Origin of the sequence: Streptomyces sp. GB4-14 (assembly GCF_022696125.1) — a bacterium.
GTDB classification, from domain to species: domain Bacteria; phylum Actinomycetota; class Actinomycetes; order Streptomycetales; family Streptomycetaceae; genus Streptomyces; species Streptomyces werraensis.
The window spans coordinates 4,154,557-4,176,329 of the sequence record NZ_RZHO01000002.1 but is presented as its reverse complement, the minus strand read 5'-3'; the positions used below and the strand labels follow the sequence as shown (position 1 = coordinate 4,176,329).

General features: G+C 72.3%; 20 protein-coding genes and 1 tRNA gene. 12 read left to right on the top strand and 9 right to left on the bottom strand.

The window, feature by feature from the left end:
• The first annotated feature begins 13 nt into the window (after positions 1 to 13).
• Together ELQ39_RS20425 and glmS are read left to right on the top strand one after the other, a co-directional pair.
• Positions 14 to 271 (top strand): hypothetical protein, encoded by a 258-nt coding sequence (locus ELQ39_RS20425; protein ID WP_006131553.1) that lies wholly within the window; start codon positions 14 to 16, stop codon positions 269 to 271.
• Positions 272 to 283: 12 nt separating this feature from the next.
• Positions 284 to 2,101 carry a glutamine--fructose-6-phosphate transaminase (isomerizing) gene (gene glmS / locus ELQ39_RS20420; RefSeq protein ID WP_190000759.1) on the top strand — a complete coding sequence of 606 codons (1,818 nt, stop codon included), beginning with the start codon at positions 284 to 286 and terminating at the stop codon, positions 2,099 to 2,101.
• Positions 2,102 to 2,267: 166 nt separating this feature from the next.
• Here the strand turns inward: glmS and ELQ39_RS20415 are convergent, their stop codons facing one another.
• The gene (locus tag ELQ39_RS20415) at positions 2,268 to 2,795 is read right to left on the bottom strand and encodes a universal stress protein (protein WP_019525177.1); all 528 of its coding nucleotides are present in this window, start codon (positions 2,793 to 2,795) and stop codon (positions 2,268 to 2,270) included.
• 1,001 nt (positions 2,796 to 3,796) lie between these two features.
• Here ELQ39_RS20415 and ELQ39_RS20410 point away from each other — a divergent pair.
• The 3 genes from ELQ39_RS20410 (at position 3,797) to ELQ39_RS20400 (ending at position 5,968) form a co-directional block, all read left to right on the top strand.
• Positions 3,797 to 5,029 (top strand): helix-turn-helix domain-containing protein, encoded by a 1,233-nt coding sequence (locus ELQ39_RS20410; protein WP_190000760.1) that lies wholly within the window; start codon positions 3,797 to 3,799, stop codon positions 5,027 to 5,029.
• A gap of 144 nt (positions 5,030 to 5,173) precedes the next feature.
• Positions 5,174 to 5,776, top strand: coding sequence for an oligoribonuclease (gene orn / locus ELQ39_RS20405; protein ID WP_190000761.1), 603 nt, complete (start codon positions 5,174 to 5,176; stop codon positions 5,774 to 5,776).
• 119 nt (positions 5,777 to 5,895) lie between these two features.
• Positions 5,896 to 5,968, top strand: a tRNA-His gene (locus tag ELQ39_RS20400).
• A 101-nt stretch (positions 5,969 to 6,069) separates the two neighbouring features.
• Here ELQ39_RS20400 and ELQ39_RS20395 read toward each other — a convergent pair.
• Positions 6,070 to 7,125, bottom strand: coding sequence for a LacI family DNA-binding transcriptional regulator (locus ELQ39_RS20395; RefSeq protein WP_242593233.1), 1,056 nt, complete (start codon positions 7,123 to 7,125; stop codon positions 6,070 to 6,072).
• Positions 7,126 to 7,466: 341 nt separating this feature from the next.
• Here ELQ39_RS20395 and ELQ39_RS20390 point away from each other — a divergent pair, with 341 nt between their 5' ends.
• From ELQ39_RS20390 to ELQ39_RS20375, 4 genes are all read left to right on the top strand, one after another.
• A complete protein-coding gene (locus ELQ39_RS20390) occupies positions 7,467 to 8,825 on the top strand; it encodes an ABC transporter substrate-binding protein (protein WP_242593231.1) in 1,359 nt (452 codons plus the stop codon).
• Positions 8,826 to 8,830: 5 nt separating this feature from the next.
• Positions 8,831 to 9,841: an ABC transporter permease subunit gene (locus ELQ39_RS20385; protein WP_190000964.1), complete on the top strand. Its 1,011-nt coding sequence runs from the start codon at positions 8,831 to 8,833 to the stop codon at positions 9,839 to 9,841.
• Between the two features lie 11 nt (positions 9,842 to 9,852).
• Positions 9,853 to 10,758, top strand: a complete 906-nt coding sequence (locus ELQ39_RS20380; protein WP_190000764.1) for a carbohydrate ABC transporter permease — start codon at positions 9,853 to 9,855, stop codon at positions 10,756 to 10,758.
• 114 nt (positions 10,759 to 10,872) lie between these two features.
• The gene (locus ELQ39_RS20375) at positions 10,873 to 12,312 is read left to right on the top strand and encodes a GH1 family beta-glucosidase (protein WP_242593229.1); all 1,440 of its coding nucleotides are present in this window, start codon (positions 10,873 to 10,875) and stop codon (positions 12,310 to 12,312) included.
• Between the two features lie 303 nt (positions 12,313 to 12,615).
• Here the strand turns inward: ELQ39_RS20375 and ELQ39_RS20370 are convergent, their stop codons facing one another.
• From ELQ39_RS20370 to ELQ39_RS20360, 3 genes are all read right to left on the bottom strand, one after another.
• Positions 12,616 to 13,665 (bottom strand): chitinase, encoded by a 1,050-nt coding sequence (locus tag ELQ39_RS20370; RefSeq protein ID WP_242593227.1) that lies wholly within the window; start codon positions 13,663 to 13,665, stop codon positions 12,616 to 12,618.
• A gap of 112 nt (positions 13,666 to 13,777) precedes the next feature.
• Entirely contained in the window at positions 13,778 to 15,187 is a 1,410-nt protein-coding gene (locus ELQ39_RS20365) for a sensor histidine kinase (protein ID WP_242593225.1), read from the bottom strand.
• The gene (locus ELQ39_RS20360; protein ID WP_190000768.1) at positions 15,184 to 15,918 is read right to left on the bottom strand and encodes a response regulator transcription factor; all 735 of its coding nucleotides are present in this window, start codon (positions 15,916 to 15,918) and stop codon (positions 15,184 to 15,186) included. Before ELQ39_RS20360 ends, ELQ39_RS20365 begins: the two co-directional genes overlap by 4 nt.
• Positions 15,919 to 16,063: 145 nt before the next feature.
• Here ELQ39_RS20360 and ELQ39_RS20355 point away from each other — a divergent pair, with 145 nt between their 5' ends.
• Positions 16,064 to 16,621 (top strand): hypothetical protein, encoded by a 558-nt coding sequence (locus tag ELQ39_RS20355; RefSeq protein ID WP_242593223.1) that lies wholly within the window; start codon positions 16,064 to 16,066, stop codon positions 16,619 to 16,621.
• A gap of 18 nt (positions 16,622 to 16,639) precedes the next feature.
• Here ELQ39_RS20355 and ELQ39_RS20350 read toward each other — a convergent pair whose 3' ends face one another.
• Both ELQ39_RS20350 and ELQ39_RS20345 read right to left on the bottom strand, forming a co-directional pair.
• On the bottom strand, positions 16,640 to 17,509 hold the full coding sequence (locus ELQ39_RS20350; RefSeq protein WP_242593221.1) for a spermidine synthase: 870 nt from the start codon (positions 17,507 to 17,509) through the stop codon (positions 16,640 to 16,642).
• A 76-nt stretch (positions 17,510 to 17,585) separates the two neighbouring features.
• The gene (locus ELQ39_RS20345) at positions 17,586 to 17,972 is read right to left on the bottom strand and encodes a hypothetical protein (protein ID WP_391664687.1); all 387 of its coding nucleotides are present in this window, start codon (positions 17,970 to 17,972) and stop codon (positions 17,586 to 17,588) included.
• Between the two features lie 287 nt (positions 17,973 to 18,259).
• On the opposite strand from ELQ39_RS20345, the gene ELQ39_RS20340 reads away from it, so the two are divergent.
• The gene (locus tag ELQ39_RS20340) at positions 18,260 to 19,714 is read left to right on the top strand and encodes a hypothetical protein (protein ID WP_242593219.1); all 1,455 of its coding nucleotides are present in this window, start codon (positions 18,260 to 18,262) and stop codon (positions 19,712 to 19,714) included.
• A 79-nt stretch (positions 19,715 to 19,793) separates the two neighbouring features.
• Here the strand turns inward: ELQ39_RS20340 and ELQ39_RS20335 are convergent, their stop codons facing one another.
• Entirely contained in the window at positions 19,794 to 20,366 is a 573-nt protein-coding gene (locus ELQ39_RS20335; protein WP_242593217.1) for a hypothetical protein, read from the bottom strand.
• A 125-nt stretch (positions 20,367 to 20,491) separates the two neighbouring features.
• Here ELQ39_RS20335 and ELQ39_RS20330 point away from each other — a divergent pair, with 125 nt between their 5' ends.
• Positions 20,492 to 21,088: a TetR/AcrR family transcriptional regulator gene (locus tag ELQ39_RS20330; protein WP_242593215.1), complete on the top strand. Its 597-nt coding sequence runs from the start codon at positions 20,492 to 20,494 to the stop codon at positions 21,086 to 21,088.
• 20 nt (positions 21,089 to 21,108) lie between these two features.
• On the opposite strand, the gene ELQ39_RS20325 is transcribed toward ELQ39_RS20330, so the two are convergent.
• Positions 21,109 to 21,705: a histidine phosphatase family protein gene (locus tag ELQ39_RS20325; RefSeq protein ID WP_242593213.1), complete on the bottom strand. Its 597-nt coding sequence runs from the start codon at positions 21,703 to 21,705 to the stop codon at positions 21,109 to 21,111.
• Positions 21,706 to 21,773 lie beyond the last annotated feature (68 nt).

The following is a 21,773-nucleotide window of genomic DNA, read 5'->3' as shown; positions in this document are numbered from 1 at the left end:
CCAGGATCATCGGGTGCACGACGAACTTGTCGATCATCTGACGCGGTCCACGCCCCTCAGCCGGGGCGAGGCGCTGCGTGTGATCCAGGACGTGCTCGCCTACTTCGACGAGACGACCGAGGAGTACGTCCGTCGCCGCCATCGCGAGCTCCAGGCCCAGGGCCTGGTGAACGCGACGATCTTCCAGCGGATCGAGGCGGACCTGAGATACCGCGCGGTGGCGCCGCCCGAGCTCTCGCTCCGGCAGCTGCGCCGCATCGTCTACGGCTAGGAACATACCTGTATGTGCGGAATCGTCGGTTACATCGGCAGGCGTGAGGTCGCCCCCCTGCTGCTCGAGGGCCTGCAGCGCCTGGAGTACCGCGGCTACGACTCGGCGGGCATCGCCGTGACCTCCCCGAAGACGGGGACCCTGAAGACGGTCAAGGCCAAGGGCCGGGTGCGCGACCTGGAGGCCAAGGTCCCGGCGCGCTTCAAGGGCACCACCGGCATCGCCCACACCCGCTGGGCCACCCACGGCGCCCCGTCCGACGTGAACGCCCACCCGCACCTGGACGCCGAGGGCAAGGTCGCCGTCGTCCACAACGGCATCATCGACAACGCCGCCGACCTGCGCCGCAAGCTGGAGGCGGACGGCGTCGAGTTCCTCTCCGAGACCGACACCGAGGTCCTCGTCCACCTCATCGCCCGCTCGGGGGCCGAGAAGCTCGAGGACAAGGTCCGCGAGACGGTCCGCCTGATCGAGGGCACCTACGGCATCGCCGTGCTGCACGCCGACTTCCCGGACCGCATCGTCGTCGCCCGCAACGGCTCGCCGGTCGTCCTCGGCATCGGCGAGAAGGAGATGTTCGTCGCCTCGGACATCGCCGCCCTGGTCGCCCACACCCGCCAGATAGTCACCCTCGACGACGGCGAGATGGCCACCCTCAAGGCCGACGACTTCCGCACCTACACCACGGAGGGCACGCGGACCACCGCCGAGCCCACCACCGTGGAGTGGGAGGCCGCCTCCTACGACATGGGCGGCCACGACACGTACATGCACAAGGAGATCCACGAGCAGGCCGAGGCCGTGGACCGCGTGCTGCGCGGCCGGATCGACGACCGCTTCTCCACCGTGCACCTGGGCGGCCTCAACCTGGACGCCCGCGAGGCCCGGCGCATCCGCCGCGTGAAGATCCTCGGCTGCGGCACCTCGTACCACGCCGGCATGATCGGCGCCCAGATGATCGAGGAGCTCGCGCGCATCCCCGCCGACGCCGAGCCCGCCTCCGAGTTCCGCTACCGCAACGCGGTCGTCGACCCCGACACCCTGTACGTCGCGGTCTCCCAGTCCGGCGAGACGTACGACGTGCTGGCCGCCGTCCAGGAGCTGAAGCGCAAGGGCGCCCGGGTCCTCGGCGTGGTCAACGTGGTGGGCTCCGCGATCGCCCGCGAGGCGGACGGCGGCGTCTACGTGCACGCAGGACCGGAGGTCTGCGTCGTCTCCACCAAGTGCTTCACCAACACCACGGTCGCCTTCGCGCTGCTCGCCCTGCACCTGGGCCGCACCCGTGACCTCTCCGTCCGCGACGGCAAGCGGATCATCGAGGGCCTGCGCCGCCTCCCCGCCCAGATCGCCGAGATGCTGGAGCAGGAGGAGCAGATCAAGAAGCTGGCGCTGGAGTACGCCGAGGCCCGCTCGATGCTCTTCATCGGCCGTGTCCGGGGCTACCCGGTGGCCCGTGAGGCCTCCCTGAAGCTCAAGGAGGTCTCCTACATCCACGCCGAGGCCTACCCGGCCTCCGAGCTGAAGCACGGCCCGCTGGCCCTGATCGAGCCGGCTCTCCCGACCGTCGCCATCGTCCCGGACGACGACCTGCTGGAGAAGAACCGCGCGGCCATGGAGGAGATCAAGGCCCGCAGCGGCCGGATCGTCGCGGTGGCGCACCAGGAGCAGGAGAAGGCGGACCACACGATCGTGGTCCCCAAGAACGAGGACGAGCTGGACCCGATCCTCATGGGCATTCCCCTCCAGCTCCTCGCCTACCACACGGCCCTGGCCCTGGGCAGGGACATCGACAAGCCCCGCAACCTGGCGAAGTCGGTCACGGTCGAATAATCACCTCTGAGGGGCAGCGCGCCCCAAAGGGGCGCGGGGCTGTGCCGATATGCGGCTCCGCCGCGCGGGCGCGATCAACCCGCACCGGCCCGCACCGGCCGTGCGAACAGAACGGGCCCCCACGTGTTGCCGGTCAACACGTGGGGGCCCGCCTCACATCACCCCGTCAGGGAATGACGACAACAGGCCGCTGCGCCCGCTTCGCCAGCCTCCCCGCGACCGACCCGAAGAGCCGCCCCACGAGCCCGTGGGTGGAACCCACGACGATCGCGTCGGCCGCGTACTCCCGCCCCACCTCTTCGAGTTCATGGCAGATGTCCCCGCCCCGCTCGACGAGGATCCACGGCACCTCGGCCAGATAGTCGGCGCAGGCGAGCTCCAGCCCCAGCACCTCCGTGCGGTGGTCCGGGACGTCGACGAAGACCGGCGGCTCGCAGCCCGCCCACACCGTGGTGGGCAGCCGGTTGGCGACGTGGACGATGATCAGACCGGAACCGGAGCGCCGTGCCATGCCGATGGCGTACGCGAGGGCCCGTTCGCTGGAGGTGGACCCGTCGAAGCCGACGACCACCCCGTGCCGGAAGGCGGGGTCGCACGCATGGCGCGATTCCTCAGCCGCCAGGGGTTCGGACGCCGTCGGATCGGCGACCGGCCGCTTGCGGTCCGCGGGTTCGAAGAATTCGTGACCGGCCATGGCTGTCTCGGGGGTGTGATCCTTTTATGGGGACGACAGTGTGCGGCGGAGCTGTGTCCGGGAAGTACCTTCCCAACCCCATACCCCCAAGGGTACGGCGGCACGCCTCCTTGGCCCAGATCCCGCGCGAACCGGGAGGCGGGTTCCCCGGAGCATGCACGAGGGTCCGCCCACGGCGCAACGGTTGCTGGCCTGTACAGGCGGTTTGCCGGGTATTCGCTTGACACCTGAACCATCCGCACCGGGCGACCCGCACGGTGACCGACGGACGGCCTGCCCGTCGGGAGGACGGGACCCCGACGGCCTCACCACGGCAGGAGGCACTCCGACGCCCCACCCCGCCCACGCCCACGCCCCCGCCCGGCTCCCGGAGGACGGCCTTCTGCGCCGGGCGGCGCTCGGGCGCCTGCCGGCCCCGCGGTCCTCCTGTGGCGCGGCGCGCCACACCTCACGGCGGCAGGCGTGACATGCGGCCCGGCAGCCGTCACGGCCGCTCCCCTCGCCCCGGCGCCCCTGCCTGCTCCCGGCGCCCCGCCGCCGGCCCCCGCGCCCGGCGCGTCGGCGCCTCTCCCCACGCGCGGGCGCACGCCCCACGGGACGCCGTAGACTCACCGGCCGGTTGACCGGTTTCCGCACCCACCCCCGTCTCTTTTCAGCCAACTTCCGGTTCTGGCGCACCTCGTGCCATGACCACCCTCCAACCCCCGTTCCACCTGCACGGAAAGCACCTCGCGGGCCCCGCGCACCCTACGTGCTTTGGCCACCGCGACGAGGCGCACTTCCCTGCACGGCGCGCGAGTGCAACGCTTCGTGATCGAATGCTTCACGCCAAGTTGCCAAGTCGACAATGCACCGAGTGCCGAACTGGCCACCGGTGCGCGACGGGACACAGTAGATTCGATCTTGACTGTCTTACGGCGGGGGACTCGTGCAGGACCGAGGGGAAACGTGCAGGAGCGACACAACCGAGGAGCCGCGACCACCGAGGGGGGCTTAGCAGGATGAGCCACGACTCCACTGCCGCGCCGGAGAACGCGGCCCGGAAACTCTCCGGGCGCCGCCGCAAGGAGATCGTCGCGGTGCTGCTGTTCAGCGGCGGCCCCATTTTCGAGAGTTCCATACCGCTGTCGGTGTTCGGGGTTGACCGCCAGGACGCCGGCGTGCCGCGCTACCGCTTGCTGGTGTGCGGCGGCGAAGAAGGCCCGCTGCGGACCACAGGGGGCCTGGAACTCACCGCGCCACACGGCCTGGAGGCGATATCCCGGGCGGGCACCGTCGTGGTGCCGGCCTGGCGATCGATCACCTCCCCGCCACCGGAGGAGGCCCTGGACGCGCTGCGCCGGGCCCACGAGGAGGGCGCCCGCATCGTCGGGCTGTGCACCGGCGCCTTCGTCCTCGCGGCGGCGGGTCTGCTGGACGGCCGTCCGGCGACCACCCACTGGATGTACGCGCCGACGCTGGCCAAGCGCTATCCGTCGGTGCACGTCGATCCACGCGAGCTGTTCGTGGACGACGGCGACGTGCTGACGTCCGCGGGCACCGCGGCCGGCATCGACCTGTGTCTGCACATCGTGCGCACGGACCACGGCAACGAGGCGGCCGGCGCGCTCGCCCGCCGCCTGGTGGTTCCGCCGCGCCGCAGCGGCGGTCAGGAGCGCTACCTCGACCGGTCTTTACCGGAGGAGATCGGCGCCGACCCGCTCGCCGAGGTCGTCGCCTGGGCGCTGGAGCACCTCCACGAGCAGTTCGACGTGGAGACGCTCGCCGCCCGCGCGTACATGAGCCGCCGCACCTTCGACCGCCGGTTCCGCTCGCTGACCGGCAGCGCGCCGCTGCAGTGGCTGATCACGCAGCGGGTGCTCCAGGCGCAGCGCCTGCTGGAGACGTCGGACTACTCGGTCGACGAAGTGGCGGGCCGCTGCGGCTTCCGCTCGCCGGTCGCGCTGCGCGGCCACTTCCGGCGCCAGCTCGGCTCCTCCCCGGCCGCCTACCGGGCCGCCTACCGGGCACGGCGTCCGCAGGCCGAGCGGGGCCAGGACGACGGGAGCGCGCAGGGCGCCCCGACGGGCGGCGTCCCGGCCGGCCGGCCGGATTCCGCGGGGCACTCGATGCCGCAGCAGCTGCACACGGACGGAGGCGTCCCGCACCAGTCGCGCCGGACGGCGGCCGGTGCGATGGGGTCGTCGCTGACCGCGTCGGCGCCGGGCTTCCCGGGGCAGCGCAGCGCGCCCTGAGACGACCGCCGTGAGGGCCGGAGGCCGCGTGCCTCCGGCCCTCACCGCTGTGCGGGACGACCTCGCCGCCGTACGGGAAGATCCAGGGAATCCCCGCTTCACCACCCGGTCCCGCCCGGCGTCACGCACCGTAGGGTGAGACACATGAACGATCGCATGGTGTGGATCGACTGCGAGATGACCGGCCTCTCGCTGTCGGACGACGCGCTCATCGAGGTGGCCGCCCTCGTCACCGACTCCGAGCTCAACGTGCTCGGCGAGGGCGTCGACATCGTCGTCCGCCCGCCGGAGCGGGCCCTGGAGACGATGCCGGAGGTGGTGCGCGCGATGCACACCGCGTCGGGGCTGCTCGACGAGCTGCCGAACGGCACGACGCTCGAGGACGCCGAGCAGCGCGTCCTCGCGTACATCAAGGAGCACGTCAAGGAGCCCGGCAAGGCGCCCCTGTGCGGGAACTCCGTCGGCACCGACCGCGGCTTCCTGCTGCGCGACATGCCGGCCCTGGAGAGCTACCTGCACTACCGGATCGTCGACGTGTCCAGCATCAAGGAGCTGGCCCGCCGCTGGTACCCCCGGGCGTACTTCAACAGCCCCGAGAAGAACGGCAACCACCGGGCGCTCGCCGACATCCGCGAGTCCATCGCGGAGCTGCGCTACTACCGCGAGGCCGTCTTCGTGCCGCAGCCGGGACCCGACTCCGACACGGCGAAGAAGATCGCGGCGAAGCACGTCCTGCCTGCTCGGTAGGGGCGTCGAGGGGGCCCAGGGGGGCCGCGCGGAAAGGCGTGCGCGAGCACCCCTTCGGACCCTGTACACTTTTTCTCGGCCGGTCGGGGAAGTCACTGATCTCCCGGAAACAGGCCGTGGTGGGTGTAGCTCAGCTGGTAGAGCACCTGGTTGTGGTCCAGGATGTCGCGGGTTCAAGTCCCGTCACTCACCCTCACCGCAGAAGCCGGTGACCTCGACGAGGTCACCGGCTTCTGGCGTCACCGGGGGCAAGGGGCAGGGTGCGGACGACTCCGCCCGCACCCATGGCACCCTCAGGACGACGCGCGCTCCACCAGTTCCGTCGCCAGCACCATCTGACGCCGCTCCAGCTCCCGCGTCGCGGACGGACGGCGGTCGGCGACTTCGCGGAGCAGCAGGTCGGTCATCGCCCGGCCCATCTCCTCGATCGGCTGGCGCACGCTGGTCAGCGGCGGCTCCATGTGGCGGGCGATCGCGGAGTCGTCGTAGCCGACCAGCGCCACGTCGTCCGGGATGCGGCGGCCCGCCTCGCGCAGCACCTGGCGCGCGCCGGCCGCCGTGACGTCGGAGGCGGCGAAGACCGCGTCCAGGTCGGGGCGGCGCTGCAGCAGGGCCTCCATGGCGCGGCGGCCGCCGCCCTCGGAGAAGTCGCCCGGCTCGATCAGCAGCTCGTCCACCTGGTGTCCCGCCTCGCGCAGCGCCTCCCGGTAGCCGTCGACGCGGCGCTGGGCGCCGTAGACGTCCAGCCGGCCGGTGATGTGCGCGATGGTGCGCCGGCCCCGGGAGACCAGGTGCTCGACGGCCTGCCGGGCGCCGCCGTAGTTGTCGGAGTCCACCGAGGTGAGCGTCTCGTCCGCGGAGCGGGGGCCGCTGATCACGGCGGGGATCTCCAGCTGGGACAGCATGTCGGGCAGCGGGTCGTCGGCGTGCACCGAGACCAGCAGCACGCCGTCCACGCGGTGCGCCGCCAGGTACTGGGCGAGCCGCTGCCGCTCCCGGTCGCTGCCCGCGAAGATCAGCAGGAGCTGCATCTCCGTGTCGGACAGCGCGGCGCCGACGCCGCGGAGCATGTCGGAGAAGTAGGGCTCGGTGAAGAAGCGGGTCTCCGGCTCGGGCACCACGAGCGCTATCGCGTCGGTGCGGTTGGCCGCGAGGGCGCGGGCCGCGGTGTTGGGGACGTAGCCCAGCTCGGCGACGGCCGCCTCGACGGCGGCGCGTGTGGCCTCGCTCACCCGCGGAGAGCCGTTGATCACGCGCGACACGGTGCCGCGGCCCACTCCGGCGCGCGCTGCCACCTCTTCGAGGGTGGGGCGGCCACCGCTCCGGCCCCGCACTCCGTGGCTTGCCATCCGCCCCCGCCTTCCTTGTGTGTCACCCTGGCCTGGAATGTAACAGCCCCGGCAGTGACGGTGACCAGCCGCGAGGGCGTCCGTGCGGACCCCGGCGTTCCGAGGGGGCGGACCCCGGGTCAAGTTAACGGGCAGATAACTGAACGCAGTTTGCCGCGTCTGTTCCCTTGACACCCCCGCCCGGACCCGGGACTCTTCAACACATCACTTGTGGGAGCGCTCCCACAGTACCTGACACATACACAACCCGCACGTTCCCCGCCCGAGCCGCAACGCGCAGAATACGGGTCAACAACGCCGTTGGCCGGGGGGTCGGCACGTCAGGGCAACAGGAGGACGCAATGCGAGCACGTACCCTGCCCCTCACCAGGCAGCGGTCGGGCGGGGGGAAGCCCTTCGCCCGCAAGGCGCTGGCGGTCGCGGCCGTCGTGTCGCTGGGCACCGGGCTGCTGGCCGGCTGCGCCGACGACGGCGGAGACGACAGCTCCGGTGGTTCCTCGTCCGGCGAGGGCAAGACCACGATCACCCTGGGTCTGTTCGGCACCATGGGCTTCAAGGAGGCCGGCCTCTACGCCGAGTACGAGAAGCTCAACCCGGACATCAAGATCCAGGAGAACGTGGTCGAGCGGAACGAGAACTACTACCCCGCTCTCGTCAACCACCTGACCACCAACAGCGGGCTGATGGACGTGCAGGCCATCGAGGTCGCCAACATCGCCGAGGTCGTGAACACCCAGGCGGACAAGTTCACGGACATGTCCAAGGTCGACGGTGTGAAGAAGGACGGCTGGCTGCCCTGGAAGTGGGAGCAGGCCACCACCAAGGACGGCCAGACCATCGGTCTCGGCACGGACGTCGGCCCGATGGCCATCTGCTACCGCAAGGACCTCTTCGAGAAGGCCGGTCTGCCGAGCGACCGCGAGCAGGTCGGCAAGCTGTGGGCCGGCGACTGGAACAAGTTCATCGCGACCGGCGAGAAGTACAAGAAGGCGGCCGGCAAGGACACCTTCTTCATGGACTCCCCCGGCGGCCTGCTGAACGCGGTGCTCAGCAGTGAGAAGGAGAAGTTCTACGACGCCTCCGGCGAGGTCATCTACAAGACCAACCCCGCCGTGAAGGCCGCCTTCGACCTGACCGCCGAGGCCGCCGAGAAGGGCCTGGTCCAGTCGCAGACGCAGTTCCAGCCGGCCTGGGACACCACCATCGCCAACAGCAAGTTCGCCACCGTCGCCTGCCCGCCGTGGATGCTCGGCTACATCAAGGGCAAGTCCAAGCCCGACGCGGCCGGCAAGTGGGACGTCGCCGTGGCGCCGAAGTCCGGCAACTGGGGCGGCTCCTTCCTGGGCGTGCCGAAGAGCGGCAAGAACGTCGAGGAGGCGCAGAAGCTGGTCGCCTGGCTGACCGCGCCCGAGCAGCAGGCCAAGCTGTTCAAGGTCCAGGGCTCCTTCCCGAGCGCCCCGGCGGCGTACGACAGCCCGGAGGTGACCGGCGCCACCAACGAGATGACCGGTGACGCGCCGATCGGTGAGATCTTCTCCGAGGCCGCCAAGCAGATCCCGGTCCAGGTGATCGGCCCGAAGGACCAGATCATCCAGCAGGGTCTGACCGACAACGGCGTCATCCTCGTGACGAAGGGCAAGTCGGCCAAGGAGGCCTGGGAGACGGCCACCAAGACCATCGACAACAACCTGGACCAGTGACCCGCATGGCCACCCGCTCCGACATCGCCGCGTCCCCCGTCAAGGGGGGCGCGGCCCCGGGCCGTACGCCCGGGAGCCGCCCCGCGGACAAGGAAGACCGGCGCAGGACGAAGCTGTCGCGCCGCTGGCAGCGCGACGCCCGCTGGAGCCCGTACGCGTTCGTCGCGCCGTTCTTCCTGCTGTTCGCGGCCTTCGGCCTGTTCCCGCTGATCTACACCGGCTGGGCCTCGCTGCACCAGGTCGAGCTGACCGCGCCGACCGACATGAACTGGGTCGGCCTGAAGAACTACACCCGGATCTTCGACGACGACTTCTTCTGGAACGCGGCGCAGAACACCCTGACCATCGGCATCATCTCCACCGTCCCGCAGCTGATGATCGCCATGGGCATCGCCCACATCCTCAACTACAAGCTGAGGGCGTCCACGTTCTGGCGGGTCGCGATGCTCGCGCCGTACGCCACCTCGATCGCCGCCGCGACCCTGGTGTTCGTGCTGCTCTTCGGCCGTGACTACGGCATGATCAACTGGGCGCTCGGCGCGGTGGGGATCGACCCGATCGGCTGGCAGGACGACAAGTGGCCCGGCCAGATAGCCGTCTCCACGATCATCATCTGGCGCTGGACCGGCTACAACGCGCTGATCTACCTGGCCGCGATGCAGGCGATCCCGCAGGACCTGTACGAGTCGGCGGCGCTGGACGGCGCCAGCCGCTGGCGGCAGTTCCTGCACGTGACGCTGCCCTCGCTGCGTCCGACGATCCTGTTCACCGTGGTCGTCTCGACGATCGGCGCCAGCCAGGTCTTCGGCGAGCCGCTGCTGTTCGACCCCAACAAGGGCGCGTCGGGCGGCGCGGAGCACCAGTTCCAGACGCTCGGCCTGTACCTGTACGAGCAGGGCTGGGTCAACCAGCACCTGGGCCGTGCCTCGGCGATCGCCTGGACCATGTTCGCGATCCTGATCGTCATCGGCCTCATCAACCAGCTCATCTCGCGCCGGCTGCGCGCCAGCAGTTAAGGAGTGTGGCCGTGACGACGACTGTGACGCCCCCCGAGACACCGATCGTCAAGGAGCAGAAGCGCTCGCGCCTGCCGAAGTCGGCGCGGGCCGGCGGGACCCTGCACGGCGGACCGCTCGCGTACGCGATCCTCGCCGTGTTCATGATCGTGTCGCTGTTCCCGCTGGTGTGGACCGCGATCGCCGCGTCCCGCGACAACCAGCGCCTGGCGGAGAACCCGCCGCCGTTCTGGTTCGGCTCCAACCTGTTCAAGAACCTGGAGCTCGCCTGGAACGACGCCAACCTCGGCGAGGCGTTCCTCAACACCACCATCGTGGCGGGCACCTCCGCCGTCACCATCGTGGTGCTGTCGACGATCGCCGGGTTCGCCTTCGCCAAGCTGCGCTTCAAGGGCCGCAACGCCCTGATGCTGGTGGTCATCGGCACGATGATGATCCCGCCGCAGCTCAGCATCATCCCGCTGTACATGATGGTCGCGAAGCTGGACTGGACCGACCAGCTCCAGGCGGTCATCTTCCCGTCGCTGGTGAGCGCGTTCGGCGTGTTCTTCATGCGGCAGTACCTGCTCCAGGCGCTGCCCGACGAGGTCATCGAGGCCGCGCGGGTGGACGGCGCCAGCAGCTGGCGCGTGGTGTGGCACGTGGTGTTTCCCGCCGCGCGGCCGGCCATGGCCGTGCTGGGCATGCTGATGTTCGTGCAGGCGTGGAACGACTTCCTGTGGCCGTTCCTGGTGCTGACGCAGACCGGCAACCCGACCGTGCAGGTCGCCGTCGCGGGTCTCGGCCGCGGGTACACCCCCGACCAGTCCCTGATCATGGCGGGTGCGCTGCTCGGCACGCTGCCCCTGCTGCTGGTCTTCGCGATCTTCGGCAAGCAGATCGTGGGCGGCATCATGCAGGGCGCGGTCAAGGGCTGACGCCCGCGCCCGATCCCGGTGGGGCCGGGTCGCCGCCGCCTCGGCCCCCTTCCTTCCTCTCACGTATCCGTCGGTCTTCCACGACCCCTATGCGACCTCTATGGGAGCGCTTCCATGTCTGACTCCGCCACGCCGGCGACCCCGGTGACCTTTCCTCCGGCCTTCCTCTGGGGCGCCGCGACCTCCGCGTACCAGATCGAGGGGGCGGTGCGGGAGGACGGACGTACCCCTTCCATCTGGGACACCTTCAGTCACACGCCGGGAAAGACGGCGGGCGGCGACACCGGTGACGTCGCCGTCGACCACTACCACCGCTACCGCGACGACGTGGCGCTGATGGCCGACCTCAACCTGCAGGCCTACCGCTTCTCCGTGTCCTGGTCCCGGGTCCAGCCCACCGGCCGCGGCCCTGCCGTGCAGCGCGGTCTGGACTTCTACCGCCGGCTCGTCGACGAGCTGCTGGAGAAGGGCATCAAGCCGGCCGTCACCCTCTACCACTGGGACCTGCCGCAGGAGCTGGAGGACGCGGGCGGCTGGCCGGAGCGCGACACCGCCTACCGCTTCGCCGAGTACGCGCAGATCGTGGGCGAGGCGCTCGGCGACCGCGTCGAGACGTGGATGACGCTCAACGAGCCCTGGTGCAGCGCCTTCCTGGGCTACGCCTCCGGTGTGCACGCCCCCGGCCGCACCGAACCGGCCGCCGCGCTGAAGGCCGCCCACCACCTCAACCTGGCGCACGGCCTCGGCACCAAGGCGCTGCGCTCGGTGATGCCGGCCCGCAACCAGATCTCCCTCAGCCTCAACACCTCCGTGGTGCGCCCGCTGAACCCCGGGTCCCCGGCGGACCTGGTGGCGGCCCGGAAGATCGACGACCTGTCGGGCGGCATCTTCCACGGCCCGATCCTGCACGGCGCCTACCCGGAGACGCTGCTGGAGGCGACCTCCTCGGTGACCGACTGGTCGTGCATCCAGGACGGTGACCTGGACACGATCCACCAGCCGATCGACGCGCTGGGCCTCAACTACTACACGCCGACCCTGGTGTCGGCCGCCGACCCCGACGACAAGGGCCCGCGCGCCGACGGTCACGGGGCGAGCGAGCACTCGCCGTGGCCCGCCGCCGACGACGTGGCGTTCCACCAGTCGCCGGGCGACCAGACGGAGATGGGCTGGTCGGTCGACCCGACCGGGCTGCACGAGCTGATCATGCGCTACCACCGCGAGGCTCCCGGCCTGCCCCTCTACATCACGGAGAACGGCGCCGCCTACGACGACAAGCCGGACGCCGACGGCAAGGTCCACGACCCGGAGCGCGTGTCCTACCTGTACGGCCACCTCTCCGCGGTGCGCCGGGCCATCGCCGACGGCGCCGACGTGCGCGGCTACTTCCTGTGGTCGCTGCTGGACAACTTCGAGTGGGCGTACGGCTACGAGAAGCGCTTCGGCGCCGTGTACGTCGACTACGTCAGCCAGAAGCGGACGCCGAAGTCGAGCGCGCTGTGGTACGCGCAGGCGGCGAAGGCGGGTGAGCTTCCGGACCCCGAGGGCTTCTGACCGGCCCTCGGCGTTCCGGAAGGAACGGGGCGCGGGATGCGGGGGGCGGGGCGCGGTGGTCCCTGGGGAGTGCCGCGCCCCGCTCGTGTGCGTCCGGGTCCTGCCACGCGGGCCGCTCCAGGCCTGCCGCCGGACGCACGGGTGCCCCGGCCGGGTGGGGGGAGGTCCGGCCGGGGCACGCGTTCCCCGTTTTCTTCAGGTGGCTCGACTGCTTCGGGTGACCCGGCCGCCTAAGGTGGCCCGGCTGCTTCAGGTGGCCCGGCTGCTTCAGGTGGCCCGGCGGCTCAAAGGCGGCCCGGCTGCTCAGTTGTAGGCCGCGAACGCCTTCGAGAAGGCGAACTTCTCCTGGAGGATCGAGCTGCAGGTGGCGTCGGCGGCCGGCTTCTCGCCCTCGGGGCACTGCTGGTCGCGGGTGCCGGACCACATCGACAGCCGGCCCAGCCCCTTGGCCTTGGCGAACTCCACCAGCTGGGTGGCGTCCTCGACCGTGAAGATCTCGGTGACGACGTCGTTCACCCCGATCATCGGGGTCACCGCGACCGTCTTCCACGCCTCGGCCTCGCCGAGCCCGAGGACCTCCTTGAGCTGCGCCTGGGTGGCGGTGGCGGCCTGCTCGGCGTAGGTGCCCATGTCGTCGCTGTACGCCGGGCCGTAGTCCATCGCCATGATGTTGACGGCGTCGATGCGCACGCCGTTCCTCCTGGCGTCGGCGAGGAGGTTCACGCCGTCCTGGGTGAGCCCTTCCGGCATCACCGGGAGGGTGAAGGAGACGTCCAGGTCCGGGTGGGACTTCTGCAGAGCGGCGATCGCTCGCGCGCGGCGGGTGTTCGCCTCCGCGTTCGGCAGCGCGCCGCCCTCGACGTCGAAGTCCACCTTGGTGAGCTGGTAGGTGTCGACGACCTCGGTGTAGGCCGCGGTGAGCGCCTCCACCGAGCCGCAGGTGGTGCCGAGTTCGGAGCCGGCCGCGCCGCCGAAGGAGACGCGGACGTCGCCGCCCGCCTCGCGCAGCGCGCCGATCTGCGCGGCCACCGGGTTGTCGCCGAGGCCTCCGGTGCCGCCCCACCTGGGGGTGCAGCCGCCGCCGTCCGTGACGAACGCGAGGGTGTACTCCTTCACGCCGGTCGCCTCGGCGCTCGCCGGCAGGTCGAACGCCGGGCTGAGGGAGGTGTCGACGTAGGGGGCGAAGCCCGCGCCGGCCGCCTTCGCGGAGCCGTCGGCGGCCACACCGGCCGTCTCGTCGGTGGCCAGTGCGGTGTTCGTGAACAGGAACGCCCCGCCGGCGGCGACGGCCGCGGCCGCCACCGCGCCGATCGCCTTGTTCCTGCCGCTGATCCTGCGCCGGTGCGTGCTCATCGCATGCCTGCCTTCGTTGCCGTTCGTGGGGGGAGGTTGCGGCAGCACGCTAGTGATCCGGAACCGGACAACCCGCCTGATCCGGACGGCGGCAGGGAACCTTAGGGTCCGCTTAAGGGAGGGATCGGGAGCGGTTAAAGGACAGGGCGGCGCGGCCCGTCCTGCGGCGGCGGACGCTCCCCCGGTGCCCGCGCCGCCGCGGCGGCCGGTCGCGGCCGTCGAGCTGGATCCAGATGCGCACCTCGGTCCCGCCGAGCACCGACCGGCCGATCCGCACGTCACCGCCCGTGGACTCGGCGAGACGGCGCACGATGTCCAGGCCGAGACCGGTGGAGCCGTCGGTGCCGGAGCCCCGGCCGCGCGCCATCGCCGCCTCGGGGTCGGCTATGCCGGGGCCCGCGTCGGAGACCAGCACGATCACCGCGTCCTCGCCGTTGTGCACGTCGACCGCGAAGGCGGTGCCCTCGGGGGTGTGCCGGAAGACGTTGCCGAGCAGGGCGTCCAGAGCGGCGGCCAGGTCGGCGCGGGCCACAGGGATGCGCACCGGCCGGTCCGCCCCGGCCACCCGCCACTTGCGGCCCTCGTCCTCGGCGAGCGCCGACCAGAACGCCATCCGCTCGCGCACCACTTCAGCCGCGTCACACCCCGCGCCCGGTCCGGCGGCGGCCGTCTGCGGCTTGGCGTCGCGGGCGGTGCGGATGATGGTGTCGACCTCGCGCTCCAGCTGCTCGACGGCGGCGCGGGTCTGCTCCGCGGCCGGACCGTCCCCCAGGGAGGCGGCGTTGAGGCGCAGCACGGTGAGCGGGGTGCGCAGCCGGTGGGACAGGTCGGCGGCCAGCTCCCGCTCGTTGGCGAGGAGCTGGACGACCTGGTCGGCCATGGAGTTGAACGCCACGGCAGCCAGGCGCAGTTCGGTCGGCCCCTCCTCGGGGACGCGGGCGCCGAGCTTGCCCTCGCCCAGTTCGTGCGCCCCCTCGACCAGCCGCTGGGCGGGCCGCACCATGCGCACGCCCAGCCGGTCGGCGACCGCGACCGAGCCGACGATCAGGGCGGCGCCGACGGCCGCGAGGACCGCCCAGGCGGTGCCGACGCCGTTGGTGACGGCGGACTCCGGGACGAACACCTCGACGACGGCGATCTCGCCGGAGCTGAGCGCGACCGGCTGGAGCAGCGCCGAACCGCCGGGCACGGTGGAGGTGGAGGCGCGACCCAGTTCCCGCACGGCGGCGATGTCCTCGTCGGAGGCCCGCCTCTCCCCTATGTCCAGGGGCCGTTCACCGGCGACGGCCGGGAGGTGCACGGCCATGGCGGTGCCGGAGCCGGCCGAGGCGACGACCCGCTCCAGCTGGGCGCGGTCGGTGGTGATGGACAGCGCGGGGGCGACGGCCGCCGCCTCCCGCTCGGCGCCCGCGAAGGCGCGGTCACGGGCCATCTCGCGGATGACCAGGCCGAGCGGGACGGCGAAGGCCACCACGACCATCGCGGTCACCGCCAGCGACACCTTCACCAGCGCCCATCTCATCGCGGCGGCTCCGCTCCGGGCGCGTGCACGGGTCCGGCCGCGTCGGCCGGGGGCTCCAGCTTCACGCCGACGCCCCGCAGGGTGTGCAGGTAACGGGGGCGGGCCGCGGTCTCCCCCAGCTTCCGGCGCAGCCAGGACAGATGGACGTCGATGGTCTGGTCGTCGCCGTAGGACTGCTGCCACACCTCGGCGAGCAGCTCGCGCCGGGGCACGACCACGCCGGGCCGTCCGGCGAGGAAGGCGAGCAGGTCGAACTCGCGTCTGGTCAGGTCCAGTCGCACGCCGTCCAGCTCGGCCTGGCGACGCAGCGGGTCGACGGTGAGGCCGCCGACCCGGATCACCGGGGAGGGCGCGGCCTCGCCGCCCGAGGCACGGGCGCGGCGCAGCACGGCGGCCATCCGGGCGGAGAGGTGCTCCACCGAGAACGGCTTGGTCAGATAGTCGTCCGCGCCGGCGTTGAGCAGCCGCACGATCTCCGTCTCGTCGTCGCGGGCGGTGGCGACGATGACCGGGACGTCGGTGATGCCGCGGAGCATCTTCAGGGCCTCGGAGCCGTCGAGATCCGGCAGTCCGAGGTCCAGGACGACCACGTCGAAGCGGAAATGGGCGACCTCGCGCAGCGCCTCCAGCGCGGTCCCGACGCTGCGCACGGTGTGCGAGGCGTCGGTCAGCTGCCGTATGAGCGCCGAACGTACGAACTGGTCGTCCTCGACCACGAGAACACTTGCCATGGGCGGCACCGTACGCCATGCCGGGCGAGGGCGGCCGGGGCCTGTGGACAACTCCGGACGAGCTACTCGAAGGCCTGTGGACGGCCGGTCCTGGCCGTCCGGGGGCGCGACACGGGTGGGGCCTGTGGGGCACTATGGGCCGACGATGCGCAGAGGACTCCTTCATGTACTGGCCTGGCTGCTCGCCACGGGCGCGGCGGTCACGCTGTCCTGGTGGGGCGTCAGCACGGTGATGGAGGGCACGGCCTACGACCCGCCGCGCGCCCTGCCGATCCCGGCGGGCGAGGAGAAGGCGCAGGCCGTGTCGTCGTCCACGCGCCGCCCGTCCCCGGGGCCGTCGGAGGACGAGGACGACACGCGGACGGAGAAGTCCCGCGAGCCGTCGGGGACTCCGGCCACCGGGTCCGCCCCGCCGGACCCGACGCCCTCGCGCACCGCCTCCCCTTCGAAGACGCCGTCCGCGCCGGAGGCGACCGCCGCCGGCGAGGTCAAGAGCTACGACACCCGGGGCGGACGGGCGGTGTTCGACATCGGCGAGACGTCCGCGTCGCTGGTGTCGGCGACGCCGGGGGCCGGCTGGTCGATGCAGGTGTGGAAGACGGAGACGTGGATCCGGGTGGAGTTCGCCTCGGGCACGGACCGGGTGACGGTGTTCTGCACCTGGCACGACGGCCCGCCGCGGGTGGAGATCTCCACGTACTGACGCCGTCCCGGGGCGCGTTCAGCGGAACGCGTCGGCGGGCGGCGCCGGGGACGCGACCGCCCTGAGGTCGGTCACGGGGGCCGCGCCGCCGGTGAAGTCGGTCAGTTCCCGGCCGTGCTGGACCCGGCCGGAGTGCGGGTCGGAGGCGGCCCGGCGGGTCAGCTCGGCGACCGGCAGCGGCGCGTCGGAGGCGACGAGGACCGCGTTGCCGAACCGCTTGCCGCGCAGCACGGCCGGGTCGGCGATCAGCGCGAGTTCCGCGAACCGGGCGGCGGCGGTGGCGATCTGGCCGCGCAGATGCGTGAGCGGCGGCCCGTCGGCGAGGTTGGCGGTGTAGATCCCGCCGGGGGCCAGCGCCCTGCGGACCTCGTCGAGGAACTCGGTGGAGGTCAGATGGGCCGGGGTGCGGGCGCCGCTGAAGACGTCGGCGACGACGAGGTCGGCCCAGCCGTCGGGCACCTTGGCGAGCCCTTCGCGGGCGTCCGCCGTGCGCACCCGGATCCGCGCCCGGGGGTCGAGCGGCAGCTCCCGCCGGACCAGCCGGACCAGCGCCCCGTCGCGCTCGACGACCTGCTGGGTGGAGCGGGGCCGGGTGGCGGCGACGTACCGGGCGAGGGTGAGGGCGCCACCGCCGAGGTGCACGGCGCGCAGGGGCTTTCCGGGCGGGGCGGCGAGGTCGACGACGTGCCCGAAGCGGCGCTGGTACTCGAAGGAGAGGTGGGCGGGGTCGTCCAGGTCGACGTGCGACTGGGGAGCGTCGTCGACCAGCAGCGTCCAGGCGCATGACCGGTCGCGGTCCGGGACGAGCCGGGCGGTGCCTCCGTCGACCTGCTCGGTGACGGCCTCGACGGCCGCCTGTCCCCGTCCGCTGCTCCTGCCCCGTGCCATGCGGTCATTGTCCCAGGCGGCGCGTCCGCACCCCGCCGGGGCCCGGCGCGCGGCCGCCCGCTGCCCGCGCCGCCCCTCAGCTGCAGCCGTCCGCCGCTTCGATCATCCGCTGGGCCTGCCCCAGGGCCTCGCGCAGCACCGCGGGGTCCGTCGCGAGGTCGGCCTCGCCGGGCGGCACCAGCCAGTCGGAGCCCTCCGCCGGGCGGTCGGGCGTCAGGCAGATGCCCCGGCCGTCGGTCTCCGTGCAGACGCTGCCGGGGACGTCCCAGGCGGCGGCGGTGCCGGGCGGCACCAGGAAGCCGAGGGTGTCGCAGCCGCCGTCGTGCAGCACCGGACCCACCGCGTCCCCGGCTCCGCGCCGCAGGATGTCCACCGCCTCCAGGCCCTGGCGGGCCGGGACGGTGACGACGTCACAGTCCCGGCCGTCGGGTTCAAGAGGGTCGTTCTTCCGGCTGGTCGTCATCATCCCGGCCTCCACCACACGGATCACGCTCGGACGAGGGGTCGGGAGTCGGGGGGCTCCCGGTCCACAGAGTTCAACGAGCCGCGCCGTCAAGGGCTACGCCGGAAGTACGCCGCAAAGGATGGCACTTCATGGCAGATCGCGGCTGACATATCCGGTATGTAGTCAAACTCAGCGTACCCAGCTCGTCACAGCAGGTACGTTCATGCCCGCCGGAAACAGGGTGGCACTCGGACAAGCCGTCCCGTTTCCGGCATGGTTCGACGGTTCGCAGAGAGGACCCGGCCATGGCGTCGTCAACGGTGCCCTCGTCCCAGCCAGCTCGGCCGTCGCGGCCGAATCTCGTCTTCCGGCGACTGCGCGGCTCGCGCTCGCCGGCCGAGTTCGCCGCGGCGGTGCGGCGGGCCGCCCGCGAGATCGGCGAGCGGGTCAGCTGTGACGCGCGGTACGTGCACCGGGTGGAGGCGGGCGAGATCCGCTGCCCCAACTACGCCTACGAACGGGTCTTCCTGCACATGTTCCCCGGCCGCACGCTGACCGACCTGGGCTTCTCGCCCCGCTCGTCGGTCCGCGGGCGCCGGGCCCGGGCCGCCGGGGACCGGTCCGCGGCCCGACCCGAGAACCCGGCGAACGCCACGAGTGAGACCAGCGGGGCGTCCGAGCCGTATGAGACGCACAACAGGTACGACCCGTACGACGAGTTCGACCCGCACGACCACGAGGAGAGCGACGTGCTGCGTCGCGCATTCATGACCGGCGGTGGCGCCACGGTGGCCGCCGTCCTGAGTCCGTACGGGCTCGCCCCGGAGGCTTCGGCGGCACAGCGCCCCGTGCGCCGTGCGGGGACGTCGGACGCGTGCGCCCTGGAGGAGGCCGTACGCCGGATCCGGGTGCTCGACGACCGCCACGGGGCGGACGGGCTCTACCGCCGCGCCGCCGCCCCGCTGCGGGCCGCGTACGAACTGCTGGAAGCCGGGACGACCCGGCAGAGCACGGCGGACCGGCTGTACGCGGGCGCCGGGGAGCTGGCCATCTCGGTGGGCTGGCTGGCGCACGACTCGGGCCGCTTCGACGACGCGCGCTCGCACTACGCGGAGGCGCTGGCGACCGCCCGGGTGACGGGCGACGCGGCACTGGAGGCGCACGCCTTCTGCAACACGGCGTTCCTCGCCCGGGACGCGGGCCGGCCCCGTGAGGCGGTGCGGGCGGCGCAGGCGGCCCAGCGGGCGGCGCGGCCGCTCGGCTCGCCCCGGCTGATGTCGCTGTTGGCACTGCGCGAGGCGGGCGGCTGGGCCGGTCTCGCCGACCGCACGGGGTGCGAACAGGCGCTGGTCCGGGCCCAGGCGTACTTCGACCGCGGGACCGCGGAGGCGGACCCCGAGTGGATGACCTTCTACGGGGAGGCCGAGCTGGAAGGCCTGGAGGCGCAGTGCTGGTCCACGCTGGGCGACTGGACGCGCGCGGCGCGCCACGCCCGGCGGGCGGCGGAGCTCCAGGACCCGCACTTCACCCGCAACATCGCCCTGTACACGGCGGAGCTGGCCGACGACCTGGCCCGCGGCGGCCGTCCGGAGGAGGCGGCGCAGGCCGGGATGCGCGCCCTGGACCTGCTGGGCGAGGTCCAGTCGTCCCGCGTCCGCTCGATGCTGTCCGTCACCTCGCGCGTGCTCCTGCCGCACCGCCGTGCGTCCGGCGTCTCGGAGTTCCTGGACCGCCACGCCTCCCTGCCCCGCATGGTGTGAGCACACGGGACACGGGCCGCGGGGCCCCGCCGGCGCAGGGGGAAGAACGCCGGCGGGGCCCCGCGGTGTCCGGACCGGGTCACGCGCCCTTGGCGGCACGGCCCAGGCGGAGGGCGGAGACGAGGAAGAACACGCCGCCGAGGAATGCGTAGCCCGCGAGCGTCTTCAGGTCGGCGTCGGCGCCGCCCGCCTGCGCGGCGAAGGACACACCGGCGAGGGTGGAGATGCCGCCGCTCGCGATCATCGCCCACTGCCCGCCCATGCGGCGCCGGACGACGCCCACGACGAGCTGGACCAGACCGGCGGTGACGGCCCAGGCGCCCCAGACCCGCAGCACCGCCGGGATGCCGGAGGTCGCGGCGAGGGCGAGGCCGACGGCCGTGGCGGCGCTCAGGGCGATGTTCAGGTACAGGTGCCGCACGGGACCGCCGTCCGCGGCGGCGGAGCGTACGTCGGCGATCGCGCAGGCGACGTCGAACAGCGGATAGATCACCAGGAGCGTCGCGCTGAGCGGGCCGAGGGTGTCGGCGGTGGCGAACAGCAGGGCGGCCCAGACGGCGGCGAAGGCGAAGCGCACGAAGTACAGACGGCGCAGTGCCGCGGGGGCGGCGGTGGGCGCGGGGGCCGGGGCGGTGGTGACGAGGGTGTCCACGGGAGTGCCTCTCGATGGGCGGAGCTGGCGAGGGAGAACGTTCGGTCTCCCTTGATTGAAGACCCGTCGCGGCCCGCTCGTCAAGACCGAACGTTCTCCCTCGCACTTTTGGTACGCTCGCACCCATGAGTCGGGGCACACGAAGCGGCAGGCCGTCCGAGGCGCGGACCCGGCTGCTCGGAACGGCGACGAAGATCTTCTACGCCGAGGGGATCCACTCCGTGGGCGTCGACCGGGTCATCGAGGAGGCCCAGGTCACCCGGGCCACGCTGTACCGGCACTTCTCGGGCAAGGAGGAACTGGTCCTCGCCTATCTCGACCAGGCGGACCAGGGCATACGGGCGCAGATCACCGGCGCGCAGTCGCCCGACGCCTCACCGGAGGACGACGTACGGGCGGTCGCGCGGGCCATCGCCGACGGCATCCGCTCCCCCGGCTTCCGCGGCTGCGCGTTCCTCAACGCGGTGGCGGAGTACCCCGACCCTGGCCACCCGGTGCACCGGGCCGTGCTGGCGCACCGGCAGTGGTTCCTGGGGACCGTCACAGAGCTGCTCGGCCGCGCGGGACTCGAGCCCGCCGACGCGGCGGGACGGCACTTCGTGATGCTCAGGGACGGCGCAATGGCGGCCGGCTGCCTCTTCGACCCCGAACTGGTCTGCGAGACCTTTCTGAGCGGCGTCGAGTCGTTGCTCAGGGCGGGCGCCGCCGCGTCACGCGCCTGACACCCACGCGCGCGTGGGTGTCAGGGGACGAGGTGCCCCACGTCGTTCCAGCTCTCCACGGCCGGCTCGCCGTACGCCCAGCCCAGGACCGACAGGGACGTCGGGTTGAGACGGATGCGGGCCGCGAAGTCCAGCGGCAGGCCCAGCCAGCGGGCGCCGATGGAGCGCAGGATGTGGCCGTGGGCGAAGACCAGCACGTCACGGTCGGCGGAACGCGCCCAGGCGACCACTTCGTCCGCGCGGGCCGTCACCTCCGCGAGCGTCTCCCCCTCCGGGACACCGTCCCGCCAGATGAGCCAGCCCGGCCGCACCGCCTGGATCTCCGCCGGGGTCATGCCCTCGTACGCGCCGTAGTCCCACTCCAGGAGCGCGTCCCAGTGCCGGGCGCGGTCGCCGAAGCCGGCCAGCTCGCACGTCTCCCGCGCGCGGGACAGCGGGCTGGTGCGCACCTCGACGTCCGGCAGCCCGTCGTAGGGCTGCCGGTGCAGGCGCTCGCCCAGCAGCTTCGCCCCCTGACGGCCCTCCTCCAGCAACGGCACATCGGTCCTGCCGGTGTGCTTTCCGGACAGCGACCACGCCGTCTGTCCGTGCCGGGCCAGCAGGATGCGCGGAGCCATGGGGAACCTTCCGGGAATGTCACAGGCGGGACCCGTCCATCATCGCTCACCCCGGTCCAGGGCAACCC

Coding starts and splice junctions, on each gene's coding strand:
- glmS (WP_190000759.1), top strand. CDS start 284: ATGTGCGGAATCGTCGGTTACATCGGCAGGCGTGAGGTCGCCCCCCTG.
- ELQ39_RS20365 (WP_242593225.1), bottom strand. CDS start 15,187: ATGAGATGGGCGCTGGTGAAGGTGTCGCTGGCGGTGACCGCGATGGTC.
- ELQ39_RS20345 (WP_391664687.1), bottom strand. CDS start 17,972: ATGACGACCAGCCGGAAGAACGACCCTCTTGAACCCGACGGCCGGGAC.
- ELQ39_RS20350 (WP_242593221.1), bottom strand. CDS start 17,509: ATGGCACGGGGCAGGAGCAGCGGACGGGGACAGGCGGCCGTCGAGGCC.
- ELQ39_RS20385 (WP_190000964.1), top strand. CDS start 8,831: ATGGCCACCCGCTCCGACATCGCCGCGTCCCCCGTCAAGGGGGGCGCG.
- ELQ39_RS20360 (WP_190000768.1), bottom strand. CDS start 15,918: ATGGCAAGTGTTCTCGTGGTCGAGGACGACCAGTTCGTACGTTCGGCG.
- ELQ39_RS20355 (WP_242593223.1), top strand. CDS start 16,064: ATGCGCAGAGGACTCCTTCATGTACTGGCCTGGCTGCTCGCCACGGGC.
- ELQ39_RS20415 (WP_019525177.1), bottom strand. CDS start 2,795: ATGGCCGGTCACGAATTCTTCGAACCCGCGGACCGCAAGCGGCCGGTC.
- ELQ39_RS20390 (WP_242593231.1), top strand. CDS start 7,467: ATGCGAGCACGTACCCTGCCCCTCACCAGGCAGCGGTCGGGCGGGGGG.
- ELQ39_RS20395 (WP_242593233.1), bottom strand. CDS start 7,125: ATGGCAAGCCACGGAGTGCGGGGCCGGAGCGGTGGCCGCCCCACCCTC.
- ELQ39_RS20370 (WP_242593227.1), bottom strand. CDS start 13,665: ATGAGCACGCACCGGCGCAGGATCAGCGGCAGGAACAAGGCGATCGGC.
- ELQ39_RS20375 (WP_242593229.1), top strand. CDS start 10,873: ATGTCTGACTCCGCCACGCCGGCGACCCCGGTGACCTTTCCTCCGGCC.
- ELQ39_RS20330 (WP_242593215.1), top strand. CDS start 20,492: ATGAGTCGGGGCACACGAAGCGGCAGGCCGTCCGAGGCGCGGACCCGG.
- ELQ39_RS20325 (WP_242593213.1), bottom strand. CDS start 21,705: ATGGCTCCGCGCATCCTGCTGGCCCGGCACGGACAGACGGCGTGGTCG.
- ELQ39_RS20340 (WP_242593219.1), top strand. CDS start 18,260: ATGGCGTCGTCAACGGTGCCCTCGTCCCAGCCAGCTCGGCCGTCGCGG.
- ELQ39_RS20410 (WP_190000760.1), top strand. CDS start 3,797: ATGAGCCACGACTCCACTGCCGCGCCGGAGAACGCGGCCCGGAAACTC.
- orn (WP_190000761.1), top strand. CDS start 5,174: ATGAACGATCGCATGGTGTGGATCGACTGCGAGATGACCGGCCTCTCG.